Source organism: Flavobacterium psychrophilum DSM 3660 = ATCC 49418 (assembly GCF_002217405.1).
GTDB classification, from domain to species: domain Bacteria; phylum Bacteroidota; class Bacteroidia; order Flavobacteriales; family Flavobacteriaceae; genus Flavobacterium; species Flavobacterium psychrophilum.
In genome coordinates this window covers 14,502-31,830 of sequence record NZ_MUHE01000013.1, presented here as the reverse complement: position 1 = coordinate 31,830, position 17,329 = coordinate 14,502, and the positions used below count along the sequence as shown (strand labels likewise).

The following is a 17,329-nucleotide window of genomic DNA, read 5'->3' as shown; positions in this document are numbered from 1 at the left end:
TATTTTAGTGCTCAGAAACTAGAATAGCCAATTTTTATTATTTATGACCGTTTTACAAAAAATACAATCATTGCGTGAGGAGCTTAATCTCCACAATTATAATTATTACGTTTTAGATAATCCTACGATTTCAGATTATGATTTTGATGTAAAACTAGCTGATCTTCAGTCTTTAGAAAAAAATAACCCAGAATATTTCGACGAAAATTCACCCACACAACGAGTTGGTGGTACAATTACAAAAAACTTCGAAACCCTAAAACACGATTACAGAATGTATTCGTTAGACAATTCTTATTCGAAAGAAGATTTGTTAGATTGGGAAAATAGGATTCAAAAAGCACTTGGCGATGTACCGTTAGAATATATTTGTGAGCTAAAATACGATGGCGCCTCTATTTCTATTACTTACGAAAACGGTCGATTGGTTCGAGCGGTAACTCGTGGCGATGGTTTTCAAGGTGATGATGTGACCAATAATATTAAAACTATAAAAGCAGTTCCAATAAAACTAAAAGGCGATTTTCCTGAAAAATTTGACATTCGTGGAGAAATTATTTTGCCCTTTGCTGGTTTCGAAAAAATGAATCAAGATTTGATAGAAATTGGGGAAACTCCTTATTCTAACCCAAGAAATACAGCTTCGGGAAGTTTAAAATTGCAGGATAGTGCCGAAGTGGCAAAACGTCCCTTAGATTGTTTGCTGTATTCATTAATCGGAAATAATTTGCCATTTCAATCTCATTTTGAGGGATTAGAAAAAGCTAGACTTTGGGGATTCAAAGTTCCAAAACAAAGTCATTTGGCTAAAAACATGAATGAAGTTTTCGATTTCATAAATATTTGGGATAAAAATAGGCATACTTTACCTTACGAAACAGATGGGGTAGTCATAAAAGTAAATGATTTGCACTTGCAAGATGAGTTAGGTTATACCGCAAAATCACCACGTTGGGCAATAGCATATAAGTTTAAATCGGAACAAGTTTTTACACAATTAAATTCAATTTCATATCAAGTTGGGAGAACAGGATCTATCACACCAGTGGCAAATCTAGAACCTGTACAGTTAGCAGGAACGATTGTAAAACGTGCTTCTTTGCACAATGCAGACCAGATAGAAAAATTAGATATTAGAATAAATGATACCGTTTTTGTAGAAAAAGGAGGCGAAATTATCCCTAAAATTATTGGTGTCGATTTACAAAAAAGACCTTCAAATTCCCAAAAGACGGCTTATATTACACATTGTCCAGAATGTCAAACTAAATTAGAAAGAAAAGAAGGCGAAGCCAATCATTATTGTCCTAATTTTTATGGTTGTCGGCCACAAATTATAGGTAGAATACAGCATTATATTTCCAGAAAAGCCATGGATATTGAAGGTTTGGGAGGAGAAACGGTTGCTTTATTATATGATAATGGATTGGTAAAAAACTATGCCGATTTGTATGATTTATCAGTAGAACAAATTTTGCCATTGGAAAGAATGGCACAAAAAAGTGCCGAAAATTTAGTACAAGGTGTTCAGAATTCTAAAAATATTCCTTTCGAAAATGTTTTGTTTGCACTCGGGATTCGCTATGTAGGGGAAACGGTTGCTAAAAAGTTAGCCAAACATTACAAAAATATTGATGCTATTGCTAATGCTAATTTACTAGAATTGGTCGTGGTAGATGAAATTGGAGATAAAATTGCACAAAGTGTAGTCGAATTTTTCGATAATCAGGAAAATATAAGTGTTCTAGAGAGGTTAAAAAATAACGGAATTCAGTTAGCAATCTCTGAAGAAAATAATACAGTTGTTTCGGATAAGCTTCTTGGTAAAATATTTGTTGTTTCGGGAGTTTTTGAGATTTATTCTCGTGACGAGTTAAAAAAAGCAATCGAGGATAATGGTGGTAAAGTGGGGAGTTCTATTTCTGCAAAGACAAATTATGTAATTGCAGGGCAAAACATGGGGCCAGCAAAATTAGAAAAAGCAAACCAACTAAAAGTATCAATTATTAGTGAAAGTGATTTTAGTGCTTTATTAACTTCGTAAAGTTGTTGTTAAAGGGTTATTAATATTTAAAAATAGATTAATATGTTATGTTATTTTACTTCTAGCGTGTTATTTTTTAGTATAAGATGCAAATAAATAATTCATCATTGTTTTTATATTTATTTGCAAGTATATTTGCAAGTATAGGAATTTTTATAGGGAATGAGCTTATGATACTTTTAATGAAGCCTATGATCATACCAGCTATTTTATTCTACTATATCCAAATAAGAACTGAAAAGGTTAATTGCCTATTTCTAATAATATTATTAAGTAATTTTATTTCGGATATGTTAGTTTTATTCGAACTTCCAGAGGGAAATTTCCCAATTGCATTACTAAATATGTTTGGTTATTTGATATTTATATATCTTTCGGTAAAGGATATTTCACTAAAAAACCTATCTAATTTAAATTTTTTATATTTTGTATTAATTGTAATGGGTTGTGTTCTAATTTTGCATGTTGTATTAGATTTAATGCCTGGTATAGATGGTTTTACTAATAATTTATATACTATTTACGGAATTTTATTATCTATATTAGCCTCTATTATTGGGTTTAATTATTTAAACCAAGAAAACGAAAAAACATTTTACGCATTGCTTATGTGTATTTGTTTTATTACTTCTGATGTTTTTTTTGTTATATATAATTTCTATTTAAATTTAGTAATTTTTATGTTTTTAAATGTAACGATTCAGTTTATATCTTATTATTATATGGTAAAATATATAACTAGTAATTCTAAGAAGGAAATATTATTGCAAAATGAAAAATAAAACATAAATATTAAAGCGGCAAACGAAGTTAATATTCTTATTTTATTGTTTTTTGGTGTTACTTTGACAGAAGTTGTGGCAGAATTTTTTTGTTTTGTGAGTTTTATTTATTTTTTAAAAGCATTAATTTGTCCGTTGCTAATTCTTATATGCTGGAAATCATCGGTTAAGAGGAATAATTGTTTTATCCTTGCTTTAATTTTTGGATTAATTGCAAATATATTTTTTGTAGCAAAAGATTTTAACTCGATACTATTAGGGTCACTCTTTTTTATGTTTTACCGGATATTAATTATTTATCTTGTTGTAAAAATTGTTTCTATGCCAAATTATTTACCAGTTATTTTGGCAACTATTCCCTTTGCAATTATTTTTTTATATGTTACTACTTTAGCAATAGACGAGCTAGGGAGTGGTTTGTATATATATAATGCAGGTAGTATTTATTAGTTTTTTAGTTGGTTTTTCCGCTGGCAGATTATATTATAAATAGTACGCTTTTTAGAAAGTTTATAATTCCTAAAAATGATTTTCGTTTACCAATTGATATAATTGAAGATACATATTCTTTGTTGCTTGAATTTTTTGAAGAAAACAAAAATTTAAAAACTGCAACCGACAAACTTGTAAAAGGCGAAAATTATGTGATTTTGCCACTTTACGGTATTCATAAAAACGAGAAATTTATTTTTGAGCGTAGTGGTTTAAATCAAGTAAATATAAACATCAGGAACTAAAAAATTATAGTTCGTGATCATGCTACCTTTCATTTGATGAAAGATATAGACTTATCCTAAACATTATACTAATGACAATTACGCCGTATTGTCTAGAGTTGAATCCTGTAAAAAAAAGTTTGGTAATGAATGAATGATAAAATTGCAATGAAAATTTATAACCTGTTACATCGTCTAGAGAATAAAAAAAAGAGACCGCCATAAAACATAGACCGCCTCTTTTTATACTAAAATATTTAGATACCTATTCAAAAAAAAAATCATACTAGAATTTTGTATAGATGAATTACTTTTCGAACAGCTTCTTTCTTATTACTATTGTTATAATTATATTATACTCGAAACATTTACCATTTCGTTAGTATCTGCTTTATACTCTACACCCTCAAACCCAAATCCAAAAAGATTATGAAAATCACTTCTGTATCCTTCTAAATCACCAATTTCTGGTAATGTTTCGGTAGTTGCTTCTAACCAAAGTTTGGCTACTTTTTCCTGAATATCAGCTCGCATTTCCCAATCATCAATACGAATTCTGCCTTTATCATCGGTAGGAATTTCATTTCCCGTATATAATCTTTGCGCATACAATCGTTGCATTTGCTCGATACAACCTTCATGAATACCTTCGGATTTCATAATTTTATATAATAATGAAATATACAAAGGTATGACTGGAATTGCCGAACTCGCTTGTGTTACCAATGCTTTATTTACTGATACATAGGCTTTTCCGCCTAAATCTGTCAAACTATCTGTAATAGAAAAAGCGGTCGCTTCAAGATGGTCTTTTGCCTTACCAATTGTTCCTTTGCGATAAACTGCTTCGGTAACTTCTGGTCCTATATATGAATATGCAATTGTAGTGGCATTATTAGCTAACAAGTTTTCTTTTTTTAACGCATCGATCCACATAGACCAGTCTTCGCCACCCATTACAGTTACTGTGTTTTCGATATCATCGCCCTCACAAGGTGCAATAGAAATTTCTGAAACTTTCCCTGAATGAAAATCGACAGTTTTGTTGGTAAATGTTGCGCCTATTGGTTTTAGAACTGAACGATGCAGAACTCCAGTTGTTGGATGCAAACGAACTGGTGATGCTAGACTATAAATAATTAAGTCTATCTGACCTAAATCTTTTTTTATTAAATTGATAGTTTGTTGCTTTACGTCGTTAGAAAACGCATCGCCATTGATACTTTTTGCATACAAACCTGCTTTTTTAGCTTCATTTTCGAAAGCTGCAGAATTGTACCAACCTGGTGAAGCTGTTTTGCCTTGGCTTGCAGGTTTTTCGAAGAAAACCCCAATTGTAGAAGCATCGCAACCAAAAGCACTTGTAATCCTTGAAGCCAATCCGAAACCTGTTGAAGCTCCAATCACTAGAACTCGCTTTGCTCCTTCGATATGTCCTTTAGATTTTATGTAAGCTATTTGATTTTTTATATTTTGCTCACAACCTGTAGGATGTGCTGTAAGACAAATAAATCCTCGCATTCTTGGTTCTATAATCATTTTATTTTTTTTACTCGGTTATTTTTTTTTTGCTATTCAAAAATACTAAAAATCTAACAATAGTAAGAAGTCTAGTGTTCTAATTTTCTAATTTAATAATGCTTTTGCGTGATTAAGCGCTGAATCTGAAATATCTTTTCCTGACAGCATTTCGGCAATTTCTATAACCCTCTCATCTTGCGAGAGTAATTTAAGTTCTGAAATCGTATTTTCGCCTTCTGATGATTTAAAAACTTTATAATGTTGGTTTCCTTTTGCAGCAATTTGTGGCAAATGCGTAATAGCAAAAACTTGCATTTTGCTACTCATTCTTTTCATTATATCACCCATTTTATGGGCTATTTCTCCAGAAACACCCGTATCTATTTCGTCAAAAATAATAGTTGGGAGTTTCGAATAATTTGCTAAAATTGCTTTAACAGCTAGCATAATCCTAGACATTTCTCCGCCAGAAGCTACTTTTTTTAGCAATCCAAAATCAGTACCTTTATTTGCTGAAAACAACAATTGTACTTCATCTTTACCTAATGGCAAGTAGCTTTTTGTGTTACTTATTTCGAATTGGAATCTGGCATTTGGCATTCCCAATTGTACAAGAATCTCATTAATTTGAGTAACTAAAACCGGAATGGCTTTGCTTCTATTTTGGGAAATTTGAGACGCTATTTTATCTAAAATTAATATACTTTCGTTTAGGGTGTTTTCTATCTTCAGAATTTTATTTTCTAAATCATCTACCAAAACTAATTTATTGTCTAAATTAGTTTGAATGACTAACAAATCTGCAACCGATTCTACTTGGTGTTTTTTTTGTAAGGAATAAATAGTTTGTAGTTTTTGATTTACCAACTCTAATTTTTCCGGATCGTTAACTAATTTCTCTGCTTGTTGTGAGAGTTCGATAAAAACATCTTCAAATTCGATTAATGTGCTTGAAACTCTCTCAAAAAAATCCTGAAATTCCGAAGATAATCCTGAAATTTTTTGCAACGAAAGTTTAACCTCTTTCAGATTTTGTATGATACCCAATTGCTCATCATTAGCTAAAGCTAAAGATTTATCTAGAGATTCTTTAATAAATTCGACATTATTTAGTTTCTCGGAAACACTTTCTAATTCTTCTTGCTCGCCAGTTTTTAAGTTTGCCAAAAGCAATTCTTCTAACAAAAAGGAATTATAATCTTGTTCTTTTGATAATGCTTCTTTTTCAGCATGCAATTTCTTTAATTCGCTTTTTGCAGATTTATATTGGGCTAAATTTTGTTTGTAATTTAACAACAAAGGCTGATTGTTTGCAATGGCATCAATAATTTGTATTTGATAGGCTTCGCTAGACAATTCTTGGGTTTGATGTTGCGAATGAATATCTAGCAAATACTCACTCAAATCTTGCAATTCGGTAAGATTTACTGGGCTATCATTTACAAAAGCCCTAGACTTCCCTGAAGGTAAAATTTCACGACGAATGATTGTTATCTCTTCATAATCTAAATCGTTTGTAGCAAAAAAATCTTGTAAATTGTATTTTGAAATTTGAAATTGTGCTTCGATAATACATTTTTGCTCTTTGTCTTTTAGAGATGTTAAATCGGCACGTTTGCCTAATACCAATCCTAAAGCGCCTAAAAGTATCGATTTTCCTGCACCTGTTTCACCTGTAATAATAGAGAATTGATCAGAAAAATTTATTTCTAACTGTTCTATTAATGCGAAATTTTTTATAGATAATGAAGCTAACATAGTAAGAAATTAATAAATAATTTTTCCCCATTTGCTGGAATTTGTAGGAGATAATCTGTTGAGTGAATTAATAACTTCTGTGACATCTACTTTTGGACCATCGGCATAAATACTGAGTATTTCATCAGCTTTTGCATCAAAAAAAACTCTAGTTAAGTAAGCATTTGGTCTTGTATCTGCTATTTCTGATAATGTTTTTAAAGCAATTTTTATATTTTCTTTTGCTTCTTTGGGATTGTCTGCCATTTTATCTAAAGCTTTCAAATGGTATTCGTACATCGTTTTTCTAAAGGCTACAAAAGTAGGTGAAAGCATATCGTTTATAAGAAAATACCTGTTCTGAGTTTTATCAGATTGACTCCAGCCTTTTATTTGACTTTGTTGGGCAAGGGTTGCAATATTCTGAGCATTTTCGAGCGATTTAGAACCTCCTTCTAACGAAAAAGTATCGGCATCTAGACCTACAATTAGGTTAGAATAAAATGCCATTATAGAGAGTAAATTAGAATCGAAAGAGTTAGCATCGAAAGTTAGGTTTTGAAATTCTAAATATTTAAAATCGATATCTTTATCATTTATATTTAAAATTGGTGACAAATAATTTGAGTTATAAATAGGTCTTGATGCCTGAACTTGCAGGGTTCCTGTAAACTGATCTGCATTATATGTAGCGATGGTAAAAAAGAATGAACACTCTATTTTTTCGATACCTTTGTAAGTCTTATCAGACCATTTTGTATTATTTACAAACTCGGTTAGAGATTTTTTGAGCGTTTTAAACACTTGCTGATTTGTAGCAGCAACCTGATCTGTATTGAAATTTACAGCACAATTAAGCTCCTGAGCTTGTGTAAACCCAAAAAATAAAAGAAATAAAAAAACAATTATTTTACGCATAATAAGAAACAATTTTATTTACAATGTCGATAGCTACGGCTTCTTTCGATTTTAGTTCTTGTGGTTCTATCTTAAAATTTTTGTCTATAAATGTAACTTTATTTGTTGGTTTTCCAAAACCAGCACCCAAATCATTTAAAGAATTAAGAACAATCAAATCTAGGTTTTTTTTCTGAATTTTTAGCTTTGCATTTTCAATTTCATTTTCGGTTTCTAAAGCAAAACCTATAAGAAACTGCTTTTTCTTAATTTGACCCAATGATGATAAAATATCTTTGGTTTTTTCTAATTCGATAGTAAACGTAGCTTCATTCTTTTTTATTTTCTGAAGGGCAACATTTTTCGGACGATAATCTGCCACAGCAGCAGCAGCAATCATAACATTGGCATCATTAAAATACTGATGACAAGCATTATACATTTCTTCGGCAGAGGTTACACTGACTAGATTTATTAATGAATTTTTTACCTGAAAATGTGTTGGTCCAGAAACCAAAGTAACTTGTGCGCCCAAATTTGCAGCGACCATAGCAATATCGAAGCCCATTTTCCCTGAAGAATGGTTTCCTATAAATCGAACAGGATCTATTGCTTCATAAGTTGGCCCTGCTGTAATGAGAATTTTTTTTCCTTTTAGTGGTAATTTATTTTCGATATCTTTTTCTAAAAATGAAATGATATTTTCTGGTTCTGCCATACGCCCTTCTCCAGAAAGTCCGCTGGCTAATTCGCCGCTTTCTGCAGGAATAATGGTGTTTCCAAATTTGGCGAAAGCCTCGAAATTTATTTTTGTAGATGGGTGTTTGTACATATCTAAATCCATAGCTGGTACAATATATACAGGGCATTTTGCCGAAAGATAGATAGCAATAAGTAAATTATCGCAATTACCAGAAACCATCTTAGACATGGTGTTTGCTGTTGCTGGCGCAATGACAATATAATCTGCCCAAAGTGCTAAATCGACATGATTATTCCAAACTGCATCTTGGTCATGCTCATTAAAAAAAGAAGAATGAACAGGGTTTTTAGAGAGTGTAGATAGGGTTAGTGGGGTTACAAAATCCTTAGAAGCAGGAGTCATGACCACTTGGACATGCGCTCCTGCTTTTATGAATAATCTGACTAACGAGGCTGATTTGTAAGCAGCAATTCCACCAGAAACGCCTAGTATTATTTTTTTACCGCTTAAAACAGACATGGTTGTTTTATTTTGTTGATTTGTAATAAATTTTATCATCTAACCATTCTTCGACTGCTAAGGCGTGTGCTTTTGGCAATTTTTCGTAAAATTTAGACACTTCAATTTGTTCTTTATTTTCGAAAACTTCTTCTAAACTGTCGTTATAAGTAGCAAATTCCTCTAATTTTTCGATTAGTTCTTTTTTTATTTCAGCATTAATCTGACTTGCTCTTTTAGCCATTATGGTAATCGCTTCATAAACATTTCCAGTTGGCTCTTCAATTACTGTTTTGTTGTAAGTAACTGTGTTTACTGGAGCTGTAGTCTTTTTTAAATCCATGACTTTTTTTTATTTAGAAAATTGTTGTAAATCTTTATCAATTCTAACCAACATTTCGTCAGCTGTTTTTTTAAATTCTGTATTGGGATTAAAATTAAGCAAAGCTTCCTGCGCTTCTTTTGCAACATTTAACCTTGCTTGCATTTTAGATGGCACACTGTTTATTGCTAATTGGTAACTTGCATTTAGTTTATAAAACAATGCTTTTTCTTTGTATGGTGTTCCTGGATAATCTGCGATAAAATTATCTAAAGCTTTAATTGCGGGTTTAAAATCTGAAATTGTATTGTATTGTTTTGCAATTTCAAATGCTTTTTTCTCTAATTTTTCTCTTAAATCCTTTACCACTACGTTTGCATCTGCTAGGTATTTAGAATTTGGATATTTATTTATAAAATTCTGCAACTTGTTAATTGCTTTATCGGTATCTGTTTGATCTAGCGAATAAGTAGGTGATAATTCTGAATATGATTTTGCACCTAAAAAAGCTGCTTCCTCTGTATTTTTACTTTTTGGATATAAAGCTGCAAAACTTTCGAATTGATATCCTGATAAATAATACTGTCCTGTCTTATAATAAGATTGGGAAAACATATAAAATACATTTTCAGCTTCTGGTTTTCCTTTTAATACGGGAGAAATTTGTTCGAATAGGCGAATTGCTTTTGCATACTTGCCTTTTTCATACATTTTTGTAGCTGCAGCGGTTTTTACGGCTACATCTTCAGATTTAATTGCTTTTTGATATTCGCTACATGACGAAAATAAAGCAATTATTAGGAATGTGTATAGTATTTTCTTCATATTTATTTTAAAACTATCGATTTTATTGACTTTCTGAGTTCTGAAAATCGAACTGCAAATTTAGTTATTAATTCTTATATACAAAACTTTATTTTAGTTCTTATTTTGACAGCTGTTTTGTAAACAAATCTAATCTATTTGATAGATCTTCATTAACGGAAACTAAAGGCAAACGAACTGTGTTTTCAGATAAGCCTAATGATTTGAAGATTTCTTTTACACCACTTGGATTTCCTTGTTCAAAAATCATGTCGATACTGTTCATTAGTTTATAATGTAATATGTAAGCTTCATCTACTTTTCTTTGTAAACCAAGACGAACCATTTGCGAAAATTCTTTTGGATAACCTTCACCTATTACTGATATTACTCCTGATCCTCCTGCTAATATCATAGGAAGTGTAATCATATCATCGCCAGAAATAACCAAGAAATCTTTTGGTTTTCCTTGTATTAGCTTCATGGCTTGTACAATATCTCCTGCTGCTTCTTTTATTCCTATCAGATTTTTGAAATCTTTTGCCAGTCTTAAAACTGTTTCTGGTAGCATATTGCTTGCTGTTCTTCCTGGTACATTGTATAAAATAACTGGAATTGGCGAAGCTTCGGCAACCATTTTGAAATGTTGGTAAATACCTTCTTGAGTTGGTTTGTTATAATAAGGAGAAACTGAAAGTACGGCCGAAAATTTAGAAAAATCTCTTGTTTTTAGTTCTTCAACTACTTTCATCGTATTGTTTCCTCCAATACCTAAAACCAAAGGTAACCTTCCGTTGTTAGCATCTACTATTGTTGCAATTACGAGTTCTTTTTCGTCTTGAGATAGCGTTGCAGATTCTGCAGTTGTTCCTAAAACTACTAGATATTCGACACCTCCATCAATAACATAATTTACGATACGTTTTAAGGCTTGGGTATCTACAGAAAAATCTTTTTTAAATGGCGTTACAAGTGCAACTCCTGTTCCAATAAATGCTTGCATGGTTTTATATTTTGTTTAAAATTTTTAAATATCTAAATAGTTCGTGAACAAAAACTTTATAATTTTCGGCATTGGTATTAATCATTAAATGATTCAATCTTTTATCGACAGTTGAAAAACCTACTTTAAACAAGGCTTTCGAATGGTTTGTAATAAGCAATAATGGTGCTTTTTCGGTATCATAATAACTTATTAACATATCGAAAGGTATATTTATAAAATCCTTAACGAAAATTGGGCTTAAAGTTCCTTTCCAACTCATATCATTATTACTAAATGTGGGCTGAGAGAAAGTTTCATTTTTTTTTATTTTATCTCTAAAAACAATCATTTTTATGTTACTTTCTTTAACTCCGCAAGCCACTAATTCTTTTGTAAGCTGTTCTTTATCTGAGAAATAACTTTCATCTATTACCAACCCCACCGTTAGTATTGGCGTTGTTAACAAACTAGGCTTTACGTTATGTAAACTTCTTTTTAATATTTTTTTTAAAGAAATTTCTTTTATATACTTTATAAACATATTACTTTTACATATTAATCTTGAAAAACAAATTTAATCAAATAAGATTCAAATGTCATGGTAAATGTAAAAAAGAGTGCCCTTGTTTTAAAACATTTTGTTTTAATTTTAACGTTAATCGCATTTGGGAGTAATTGTGCTGCGCAATTAGCTATTTCAAAAATAGAAGGAAAACAAATAAACATAAATGAAAAAACATATTCCCTTGCAGAATACAATGCTTATATTTCTCCTTATAAAGCACACATTGACAGTGAATTGAACACCGTTCTAGCAATTTGCCCAGAAACTTTAGACAAAAGTAAAGGAAAATGGCAAACCAATATTGGCGATTTTCTTGCTGACATTACACTAAAAAAAACCAATCCTATTTTCAAAAAACGTGAAAAATTAGATATTGATATTTGCATCTTGAACCATGGCGGAATAAGATCTATTCTTCCACAAGGCGAGGTAACTACAAGAACTGCTTTCGAAATCATGCCGTTTGAAAATACAACCGTAGTAGTTGGCTTACTTGGAGAACAAATTGCTGAATTTGTAGATTACTTTATCAAAGAGAAAAAACCACATCCTATTTCTGGTATAACCTTTACAATTGACACCGAAAATAAAGCGACAGATATTATGGTTGGCGAAAAACCGTTAGACCTTACTAAAATATATTATGTGGTTACTTCCGATTACCTTTCCAATGGTGGTGATAGCATGAATTTTTTTAAGAAAAATACAAAAACATACGATTTAGATTATAAACTTAGAAATATATTGATTGACTATTTTAAAGATGTAGATACAATTCCTATCACTAAAAAAGTTAAGGTAAATCAAAAATAATAATACAATTATATTGTACTACAAATAAAAGACACAAATGAAAAGAAGAGATTTTATTCAGAAAACAGCAGCAAGCGCAACGTTACTAACACTTGGAGGATTGTCTTTAAGCAGTTTTACAACAAATAATATTAAAAAAATAACAATTCTGCATACAAACGACGTGCACAGTCATATAGACCCTTTTCCCGCAACAGACCCTAAAAATCCAAATATGGGTGGTGTAGCTAGGCGTGCCGCTATTGTAGAACAAATAAGAAGGGAAGAAAAAAATGTATTATTACTAGATGCTGGAGATATTTTTCAAGGAACTCCTTATTTTAATTATTATGGAGGAGAACTTGAGTTTAAGCTAATGAGCATGATGAAATATGATTTAGCAACAATAGGAAATCATGATTTCGATAACGGAATAGATGGCTTATTAGCACAAATGCCTCATGCAGAATTCGATTTTGTTTCAGCAAATTATGATTTTAAAAACACCATACTTGATACTTTTATAAAACCATATAAAATTTTTAAGAAAGCTGGACTAAAAATAGGAGTTTTTGGTCTTGGAGTCGAATTACAAGGCCTTGTTGACGCAAAATTATATAAAGAAACCAAATACAACAATCCTATTGAAGTTGCACAAGATATGTCACATATTTTAAAAGAAAATGAAAAATGTGATATTGTAATATGCCTATCGCATTTGGGTTTTAATTATAAAAATGAACCTGAAAAAGCATCAGATATAAATTTGGCCAGAAAAACTAAAAATATCGATTTGATAATTGGTGGACACACCCATACTTTCTTAGACAAACCTGTTATCGAAAAAAATATTGATGGCAAAGAAGTTTTGATAAACCAAGTAGGGTGCTACGGAATAAACCTAGGCCGAATAGATTTTTATTTAGATAGCCAAAAAAATGTTGCTGCAGCTGGTGGGAGAAAAATTATTGTTTAATCTTTCTCCGATAAAATCATGAATTTATAAAACGAAAATTGCGCAACAGCATAAAGTACCATTGCAATAGACTGGAAAATAGGCATCCTAATATAATACATTTTTATTGTAATTATAAACTGAATAAAGCCAAATAACATAGAACTTATTAGCAACCAAAAACTCATTTTATTAGTATTTATAAATAATTGAAAGAGTAAAAATTGTTGCCATCTTCAAATTGCAATAATTTATTGAAAGGAACAACACTTTCGCTAAACAAACCCGAAAGCTTTGAAACTACTGAAAGAAGTTTTTTAGGAGCTATTTCCCGCTATACGTTCCAATCTTTTTTGGCGAAGAAAAATCGCCAAAAAAGGATTTCCACTTCTATCGGGGCTAGGGCTAACCGTTTTCTATGAAATCATAGATAAAATCATTAATTTGTTCGCATTCTTCATCAAATTTTAAAACAATTCTTGATGATATTTTTTCAAGCCAATTGTCAATTTCAGTAAATGAAACAAAATTAGTTAAAAAAAATAAGCGTTCGTTTTTGACATTAAATTCATCAAAAAAACAACAATATCTTCTTTGAAATTATCATAATAATTCCCTTCAGTTTTGCTCAAACGGTTTTCTAAATAAATTATTTTTTCTTCAAAAGTCAGCATATGTCTTTTGATAAATGATATTCTTTGGTTTCTTTTGATTTTATTGTCCTTTTATCAAATTTTAAGTTATGTATTGGATTTTCAATAGTTAAGAAATTTGGTAAATCATTCATATTTAAAACCAAAGTAACAATCCAAGTAAATTCAGAATTTCATAATGTTGGTGTTTATTTCTTTTTTGTTCCATAAATTAAGCCAAAAAATAAATTCCGAAGTTTTCTCTATAAGTTTTTTGAGCTGATGTTTCCCATTCGCTAGTAAATACACATTTTCCGCCAACATTTTGCATTGCCAATCTAAATCCGCCAATACCTGCCAATAGGTTAATAAATTTAAAAGCATAATTTTCGGGTGTTGGAAACGGAACATTTTTCAACCTCAAAAAGTAATTGTTACAAAGCATCTTTTGCAACAATATTTATTTTCTCTTCCTCTTGTTTGTATGCAACAAAGTTGTTTAAAATTTTTACAGCATCTTTTTTATAATGCTTTGAAACTCCGTTTCTGTTATTGTGTAAGTAATTTGTAATCAGTGCTTTGTTGTAATGTTTAATAAGTTTTATTTAATAGTTTTTACCATCAAATCCCTCGATACTTATTTTCCTTTACTGCTATCATTTACTTTTTTAGTTTATACAAAATTGCAATTTATTTTTTAAAATTTTGAAACTAAATATTCTCGTTTTCTATTGCGTTCTGGCGAAGTCGCATATCCGGTAACTTTGAGCAGGTCTTAGGATTCCTTCTGTAAAGGGAATATATGGCTTTGTAAAAAAACTTTTCGAGAAGTTGTTATTTAAGAAGCAATATGCAATTTAAAATAGGTCATATAGTCATTGTAGTACTTCTTTGTACAGTCTTTTTTGTGTTATTTTAGGCGGTATGGTGTTAATATTGATAAAAACATAAAAACGTTTAGTATTTTTTTTAGATACTTTTTTAGATATATTATTAATATTTTAACAATTTATTGATATAATTTATATATTGCATCTCTAAACTAAAATATTTTAAAAATGAAAAAAATTACTTTATTACTTTTATTGCTAGCAGTGAGCTGGCAAATAAATGCGCAGGTATCAGTAAACGAAGGTTTTGAAGGAGCTACAACCCCAGTAGGTTGGACTTATAGCTCCTTTTCTAGATCTACAACCACGCCTTGTGTTGGTTTGGCTTCGGTTCGAAAAAATTTCTGGAGTTCAGGACTAACAGGTTCTGTTACTAGTCAGAACTATACTGGTGTATCAAACGGGACTCAAATTAATGTTTCATTCGATTGGAAATCAACTGAATTTTCTGTTGGTTCAGGTGTAGGAATAAATGTAGATGTGCAATATTCAATAGATAATGGAACTAGCTGGATTACATTTGGAAATGTTACCACAACTGCTGTGACCACATGTGCTACATGGACTGGGTCTATTCCTGCAGGTACAGTTCCTAATGGTTCAGATTTTAAATTAAAGTTTAATGGAACTCGTACCTCTGGCGATTGCTATTTTTACTTAGATAAAATTATAGCCATACAAGCTACTGCTACACCACCAAACTGTACTGTTTTATCTACTCCTTCAAACGGAGCGGTAAGTGTAAACTCGAGTATATTGTCTTGGGCGGCTGCTACTGGCGCTCCAACGGGCTATAAATTAAATGTTGGTACCACTCCAGGCGGTACCTCTGTTTTAAATAATTTTGATGTTTCAAATGTATTAAGCTACAATTTAGGAGCATTATTAGCAGGTACAACGTACTATGTAACTGTAATACCTTATAATCCTAATGGTAATGCTACGGGTTGTACAGAATCTTCATTTACTACTTGTTCTGCCTATACTATTCCTTATTTTGAAGGTTTCGAAGCTGGATATACTCACAATACACCGCTAACAAGTTGTTTAATTCAAGAATCAACAACAGGATCAGGAGTTTGGACTGCCAATACTTCTTTTACAACTTATAATAGGACTCCTAGAACAGGTAGCTGGAATGCTTTTCTTGGTTATGGTAATGAGGATTGGATTTTTGTGCCAATTAATTTAGTAGGCGGAACTAGTTATACAGCTTCATTATTTACACGTCAAGATGGTGCTACAACTACAGATTCTGATGTGTCTATTAGCTACGGAACAGCTGCTAATGCTGTGAGTATGACAAATACAGTTGTTGCTGCAACAGGAATTACAAATGGTAATTACCAGCAAATTGTGGGGTCATTTACGCCTGCAACTACAGGAACTTATTATGTGGGAGTAAAGGGTAAAATGAATTCTACTCCTTTTTACCTATCTCTAGATGATATTTCTATAACTGTTACCCCTGCATGTCCCAATCCGCTTAGTTTAGTGGTGTCTGCGGTAACAAATTCGGCTGCTACAACAACATGGGCTGCAACCACAGGTAATTATGAATATGTTTTAGATAATGTTGCGACAGATCCTGCAGGAGCAGGTACAGTATTAACGGTAGAGACTTACAATGCTTTATTGTTAGCACAGTCTACGACTTATTACTTTCACGTAAGAACTGTTTGTGCGGGATCTACTTATAGTCCTTGGTCAACAGTTTCGTTTACCACTATTGCAACACCTCCATCAAATGATAATTGTTCTACAGCTACAGTTTTAGTTCCGGGAGTTAATTTTTCTTCAAATTCTATTGTAGGTACTAATGTAGGTGCTACAACATCTGTAGGGGAAGTTGCTCCAGGTTGTGCAAGTTATTTAGGGGGAGATGTTTGGTATTCAGTAACAGTGCCAGCCTCGGGTTCGTTAACTTTTGAAAATAATACAGAATTGGGAGGAATCACAGATACTGGTGGTGCCGTATATAGTGGCTCATGCGGATCGTTAGCTTTAATTAGTTGTAATGATAGTTCTAGTTTAGCGGGTAATGATCATCCGTTAATTACAGTAACTGCAAGAACGCCTGGAGAAGTACTTTATTATAGAGTTTGGGAATATGGTAATAATTCTTTTGGACAATTTAAAGTTTCAACTTACGATGCTTCATTAAGTGCACAATCTTTCGATATGGCAGGTTTCTCAGCTTATCCTAATCCTGTAAACGAGGTGTTAAATTTGTCTTACACGAAAGAAATTTCTAATGTGTCTGTGCATAATTTATTAGGTCAGGAAGTAATGGCAAAAGCTGTTAATGCAAGTCAATCTAAAATAGATATGTCAAACTTATCAAACGGAACTTATTTAGTAAAAGTTACTGTAGATGGATTGGTAAAAACATTGAAAGTCGTAAAACAATAACAATATTTTTTTTAAATTTTGAAGCCATTCGCTAGTCGAATGGCTTTTTTTTATAAAAAAACGTACCTTTGTCA

The 17,329-nt window shown here is 31.5% G+C and carries 16 protein-coding genes; 7 read left to right on the top strand and 9 right to left on the bottom strand.

What is annotated here, in order from left to right:
- The first annotated feature begins 43 nt into the window (after positions 1-43).
- The 4 genes from ligA (at position 44) to B0A57_RS04010 (ending at position 3,563) form a co-directional block, all read left to right on the top strand.
- Entirely contained in the window at positions 44-2,044 is a 2,001-nt protein-coding gene (gene ligA, locus B0A57_RS04025) for an NAD-dependent DNA ligase LigA (RefSeq protein ID WP_038466792.1), read from the top strand.
- 86 nt (positions 2,045-2,130) lie between these two features.
- Complete coding sequence (locus B0A57_RS04020; protein WP_038466795.1) at positions 2,131-2,826, top strand: hypothetical protein; 696 nt, start codon at positions 2,131-2,133, stop codon at positions 2,824-2,826.
- Between the two features lie 321 nt (positions 2,827-3,147).
- Positions 3,148-3,276, top strand: a complete 129-nt coding sequence (locus B0A57_RS12405) for a hypothetical protein (RefSeq protein WP_256948353.1) — start codon at positions 3,148-3,150, stop codon at positions 3,274-3,276.
- An 8-nt stretch (positions 3,277-3,284) separates the two neighbouring features.
- Entirely contained in the window at positions 3,285-3,563 is a 279-nt protein-coding gene (locus tag B0A57_RS04010) for a hypothetical protein (RefSeq protein WP_034098631.1), read from the top strand.
- 327 nt (positions 3,564-3,890) lie between these two features.
- Here B0A57_RS04010 and fabV read toward each other — a convergent pair whose 3' ends face one another.
- The 8 genes from fabV to B0A57_RS03965 all read right to left on the bottom strand — a co-directional run bounded on the left by fabV (position 3,891) and on the right by B0A57_RS03965 (position 11,550).
- The gene (fabV, locus tag B0A57_RS04000) at positions 3,891-5,081 is read right to left on the bottom strand and encodes an enoyl-ACP reductase FabV (protein ID WP_034098629.1); all 1,191 of its coding nucleotides are present in this window, start codon (positions 5,079-5,081) and stop codon (positions 3,891-3,893) included.
- A gap of 87 nt (positions 5,082-5,168) precedes the next feature.
- Positions 5,169-6,821, bottom strand: a complete 1,653-nt coding sequence (recN, locus tag B0A57_RS03995; protein WP_038466798.1) for a DNA repair protein RecN — start codon at positions 6,819-6,821, stop codon at positions 5,169-5,171.
- A gap of 9 nt (positions 6,822-6,830) precedes the next feature.
- A complete protein-coding gene (porD, locus tag B0A57_RS03990; protein WP_011963945.1) occupies positions 6,831-7,718 on the bottom strand; it encodes a type IX secretion system protein PorD in 888 nt (295 codons plus the stop codon).
- The gene (coaBC, locus tag B0A57_RS03985) at positions 7,711-8,919 is read right to left on the bottom strand and encodes a bifunctional phosphopantothenoylcysteine decarboxylase/phosphopantothenate--cysteine ligase CoaBC (RefSeq protein WP_011963944.1); all 1,209 of its coding nucleotides are present in this window, start codon (positions 8,917-8,919) and stop codon (positions 7,711-7,713) included. The genes porD and coaBC overlap by 8 nt, the downstream gene beginning before the upstream one ends.
- Before the next feature lie 7 nt (positions 8,920-8,926).
- Positions 8,927-9,241, bottom strand: a complete 315-nt coding sequence (locus B0A57_RS03980) for a DNA-directed RNA polymerase subunit omega (protein WP_011963943.1) — start codon at positions 9,239-9,241, stop codon at positions 8,927-8,929.
- 9 nt (positions 9,242-9,250) lie between these two features.
- Complete coding sequence (locus B0A57_RS03975; RefSeq protein WP_011963942.1) at positions 9,251-10,045, bottom strand: outer membrane protein assembly factor BamD; 795 nt, start codon at positions 10,043-10,045, stop codon at positions 9,251-9,253.
- 100 nt (positions 10,046-10,145) lie between these two features.
- Entirely contained in the window at positions 10,146-11,027 is an 882-nt protein-coding gene (gene dapA / locus B0A57_RS03970; RefSeq protein WP_011963941.1) for a 4-hydroxy-tetrahydrodipicolinate synthase, read from the bottom strand.
- A gap of 4 nt (positions 11,028-11,031) precedes the next feature.
- Positions 11,032-11,550, bottom strand: coding sequence for a DUF6913 domain-containing protein (locus tag B0A57_RS03965; protein WP_038466802.1), 519 nt, complete (start codon positions 11,548-11,550; stop codon positions 11,032-11,034).
- A gap of 57 nt (positions 11,551-11,607) precedes the next feature.
- On the opposite strand from B0A57_RS03965, the gene B0A57_RS03960 reads away from it, so the two are divergent.
- Both B0A57_RS03960 and B0A57_RS03955 read left to right on the top strand, forming a co-directional pair.
- Positions 11,608-12,387, top strand: a complete 780-nt coding sequence (locus tag B0A57_RS03960; protein WP_011963939.1) for a 5'-nucleotidase C-terminal domain-containing protein — start codon at positions 11,608-11,610, stop codon at positions 12,385-12,387.
- Between the two features lie 37 nt (positions 12,388-12,424).
- A complete protein-coding gene (locus B0A57_RS03955) occupies positions 12,425-13,342 on the top strand; it encodes a bifunctional metallophosphatase/5'-nucleotidase (RefSeq protein ID WP_011963938.1) in 918 nt (305 codons plus the stop codon).
- An 843-nt stretch (positions 13,343-14,185) separates the two neighbouring features.
- Here the strand turns inward: B0A57_RS03955 and B0A57_RS12305 are convergent.
- The gene (locus tag B0A57_RS12305) at positions 14,186-14,377 is read right to left on the bottom strand and encodes a DNA cytosine methyltransferase (RefSeq protein ID WP_202819396.1); all 192 of its coding nucleotides are present in this window, start codon (positions 14,375-14,377) and stop codon (positions 14,186-14,188) included.
- A gap of 634 nt (positions 14,378-15,011) precedes the next feature.
- On the opposite strand from B0A57_RS12305, the gene B0A57_RS03940 reads away from it, so the two are divergent.
- Positions 15,012-17,255 (top strand): T9SS type A sorting domain-containing protein, encoded by a 2,244-nt coding sequence (locus B0A57_RS03940; RefSeq protein WP_034098624.1) that lies wholly within the window; start codon positions 15,012-15,014, stop codon positions 17,253-17,255.
- Positions 17,256-17,329: the final 74 nt, after the last annotated feature.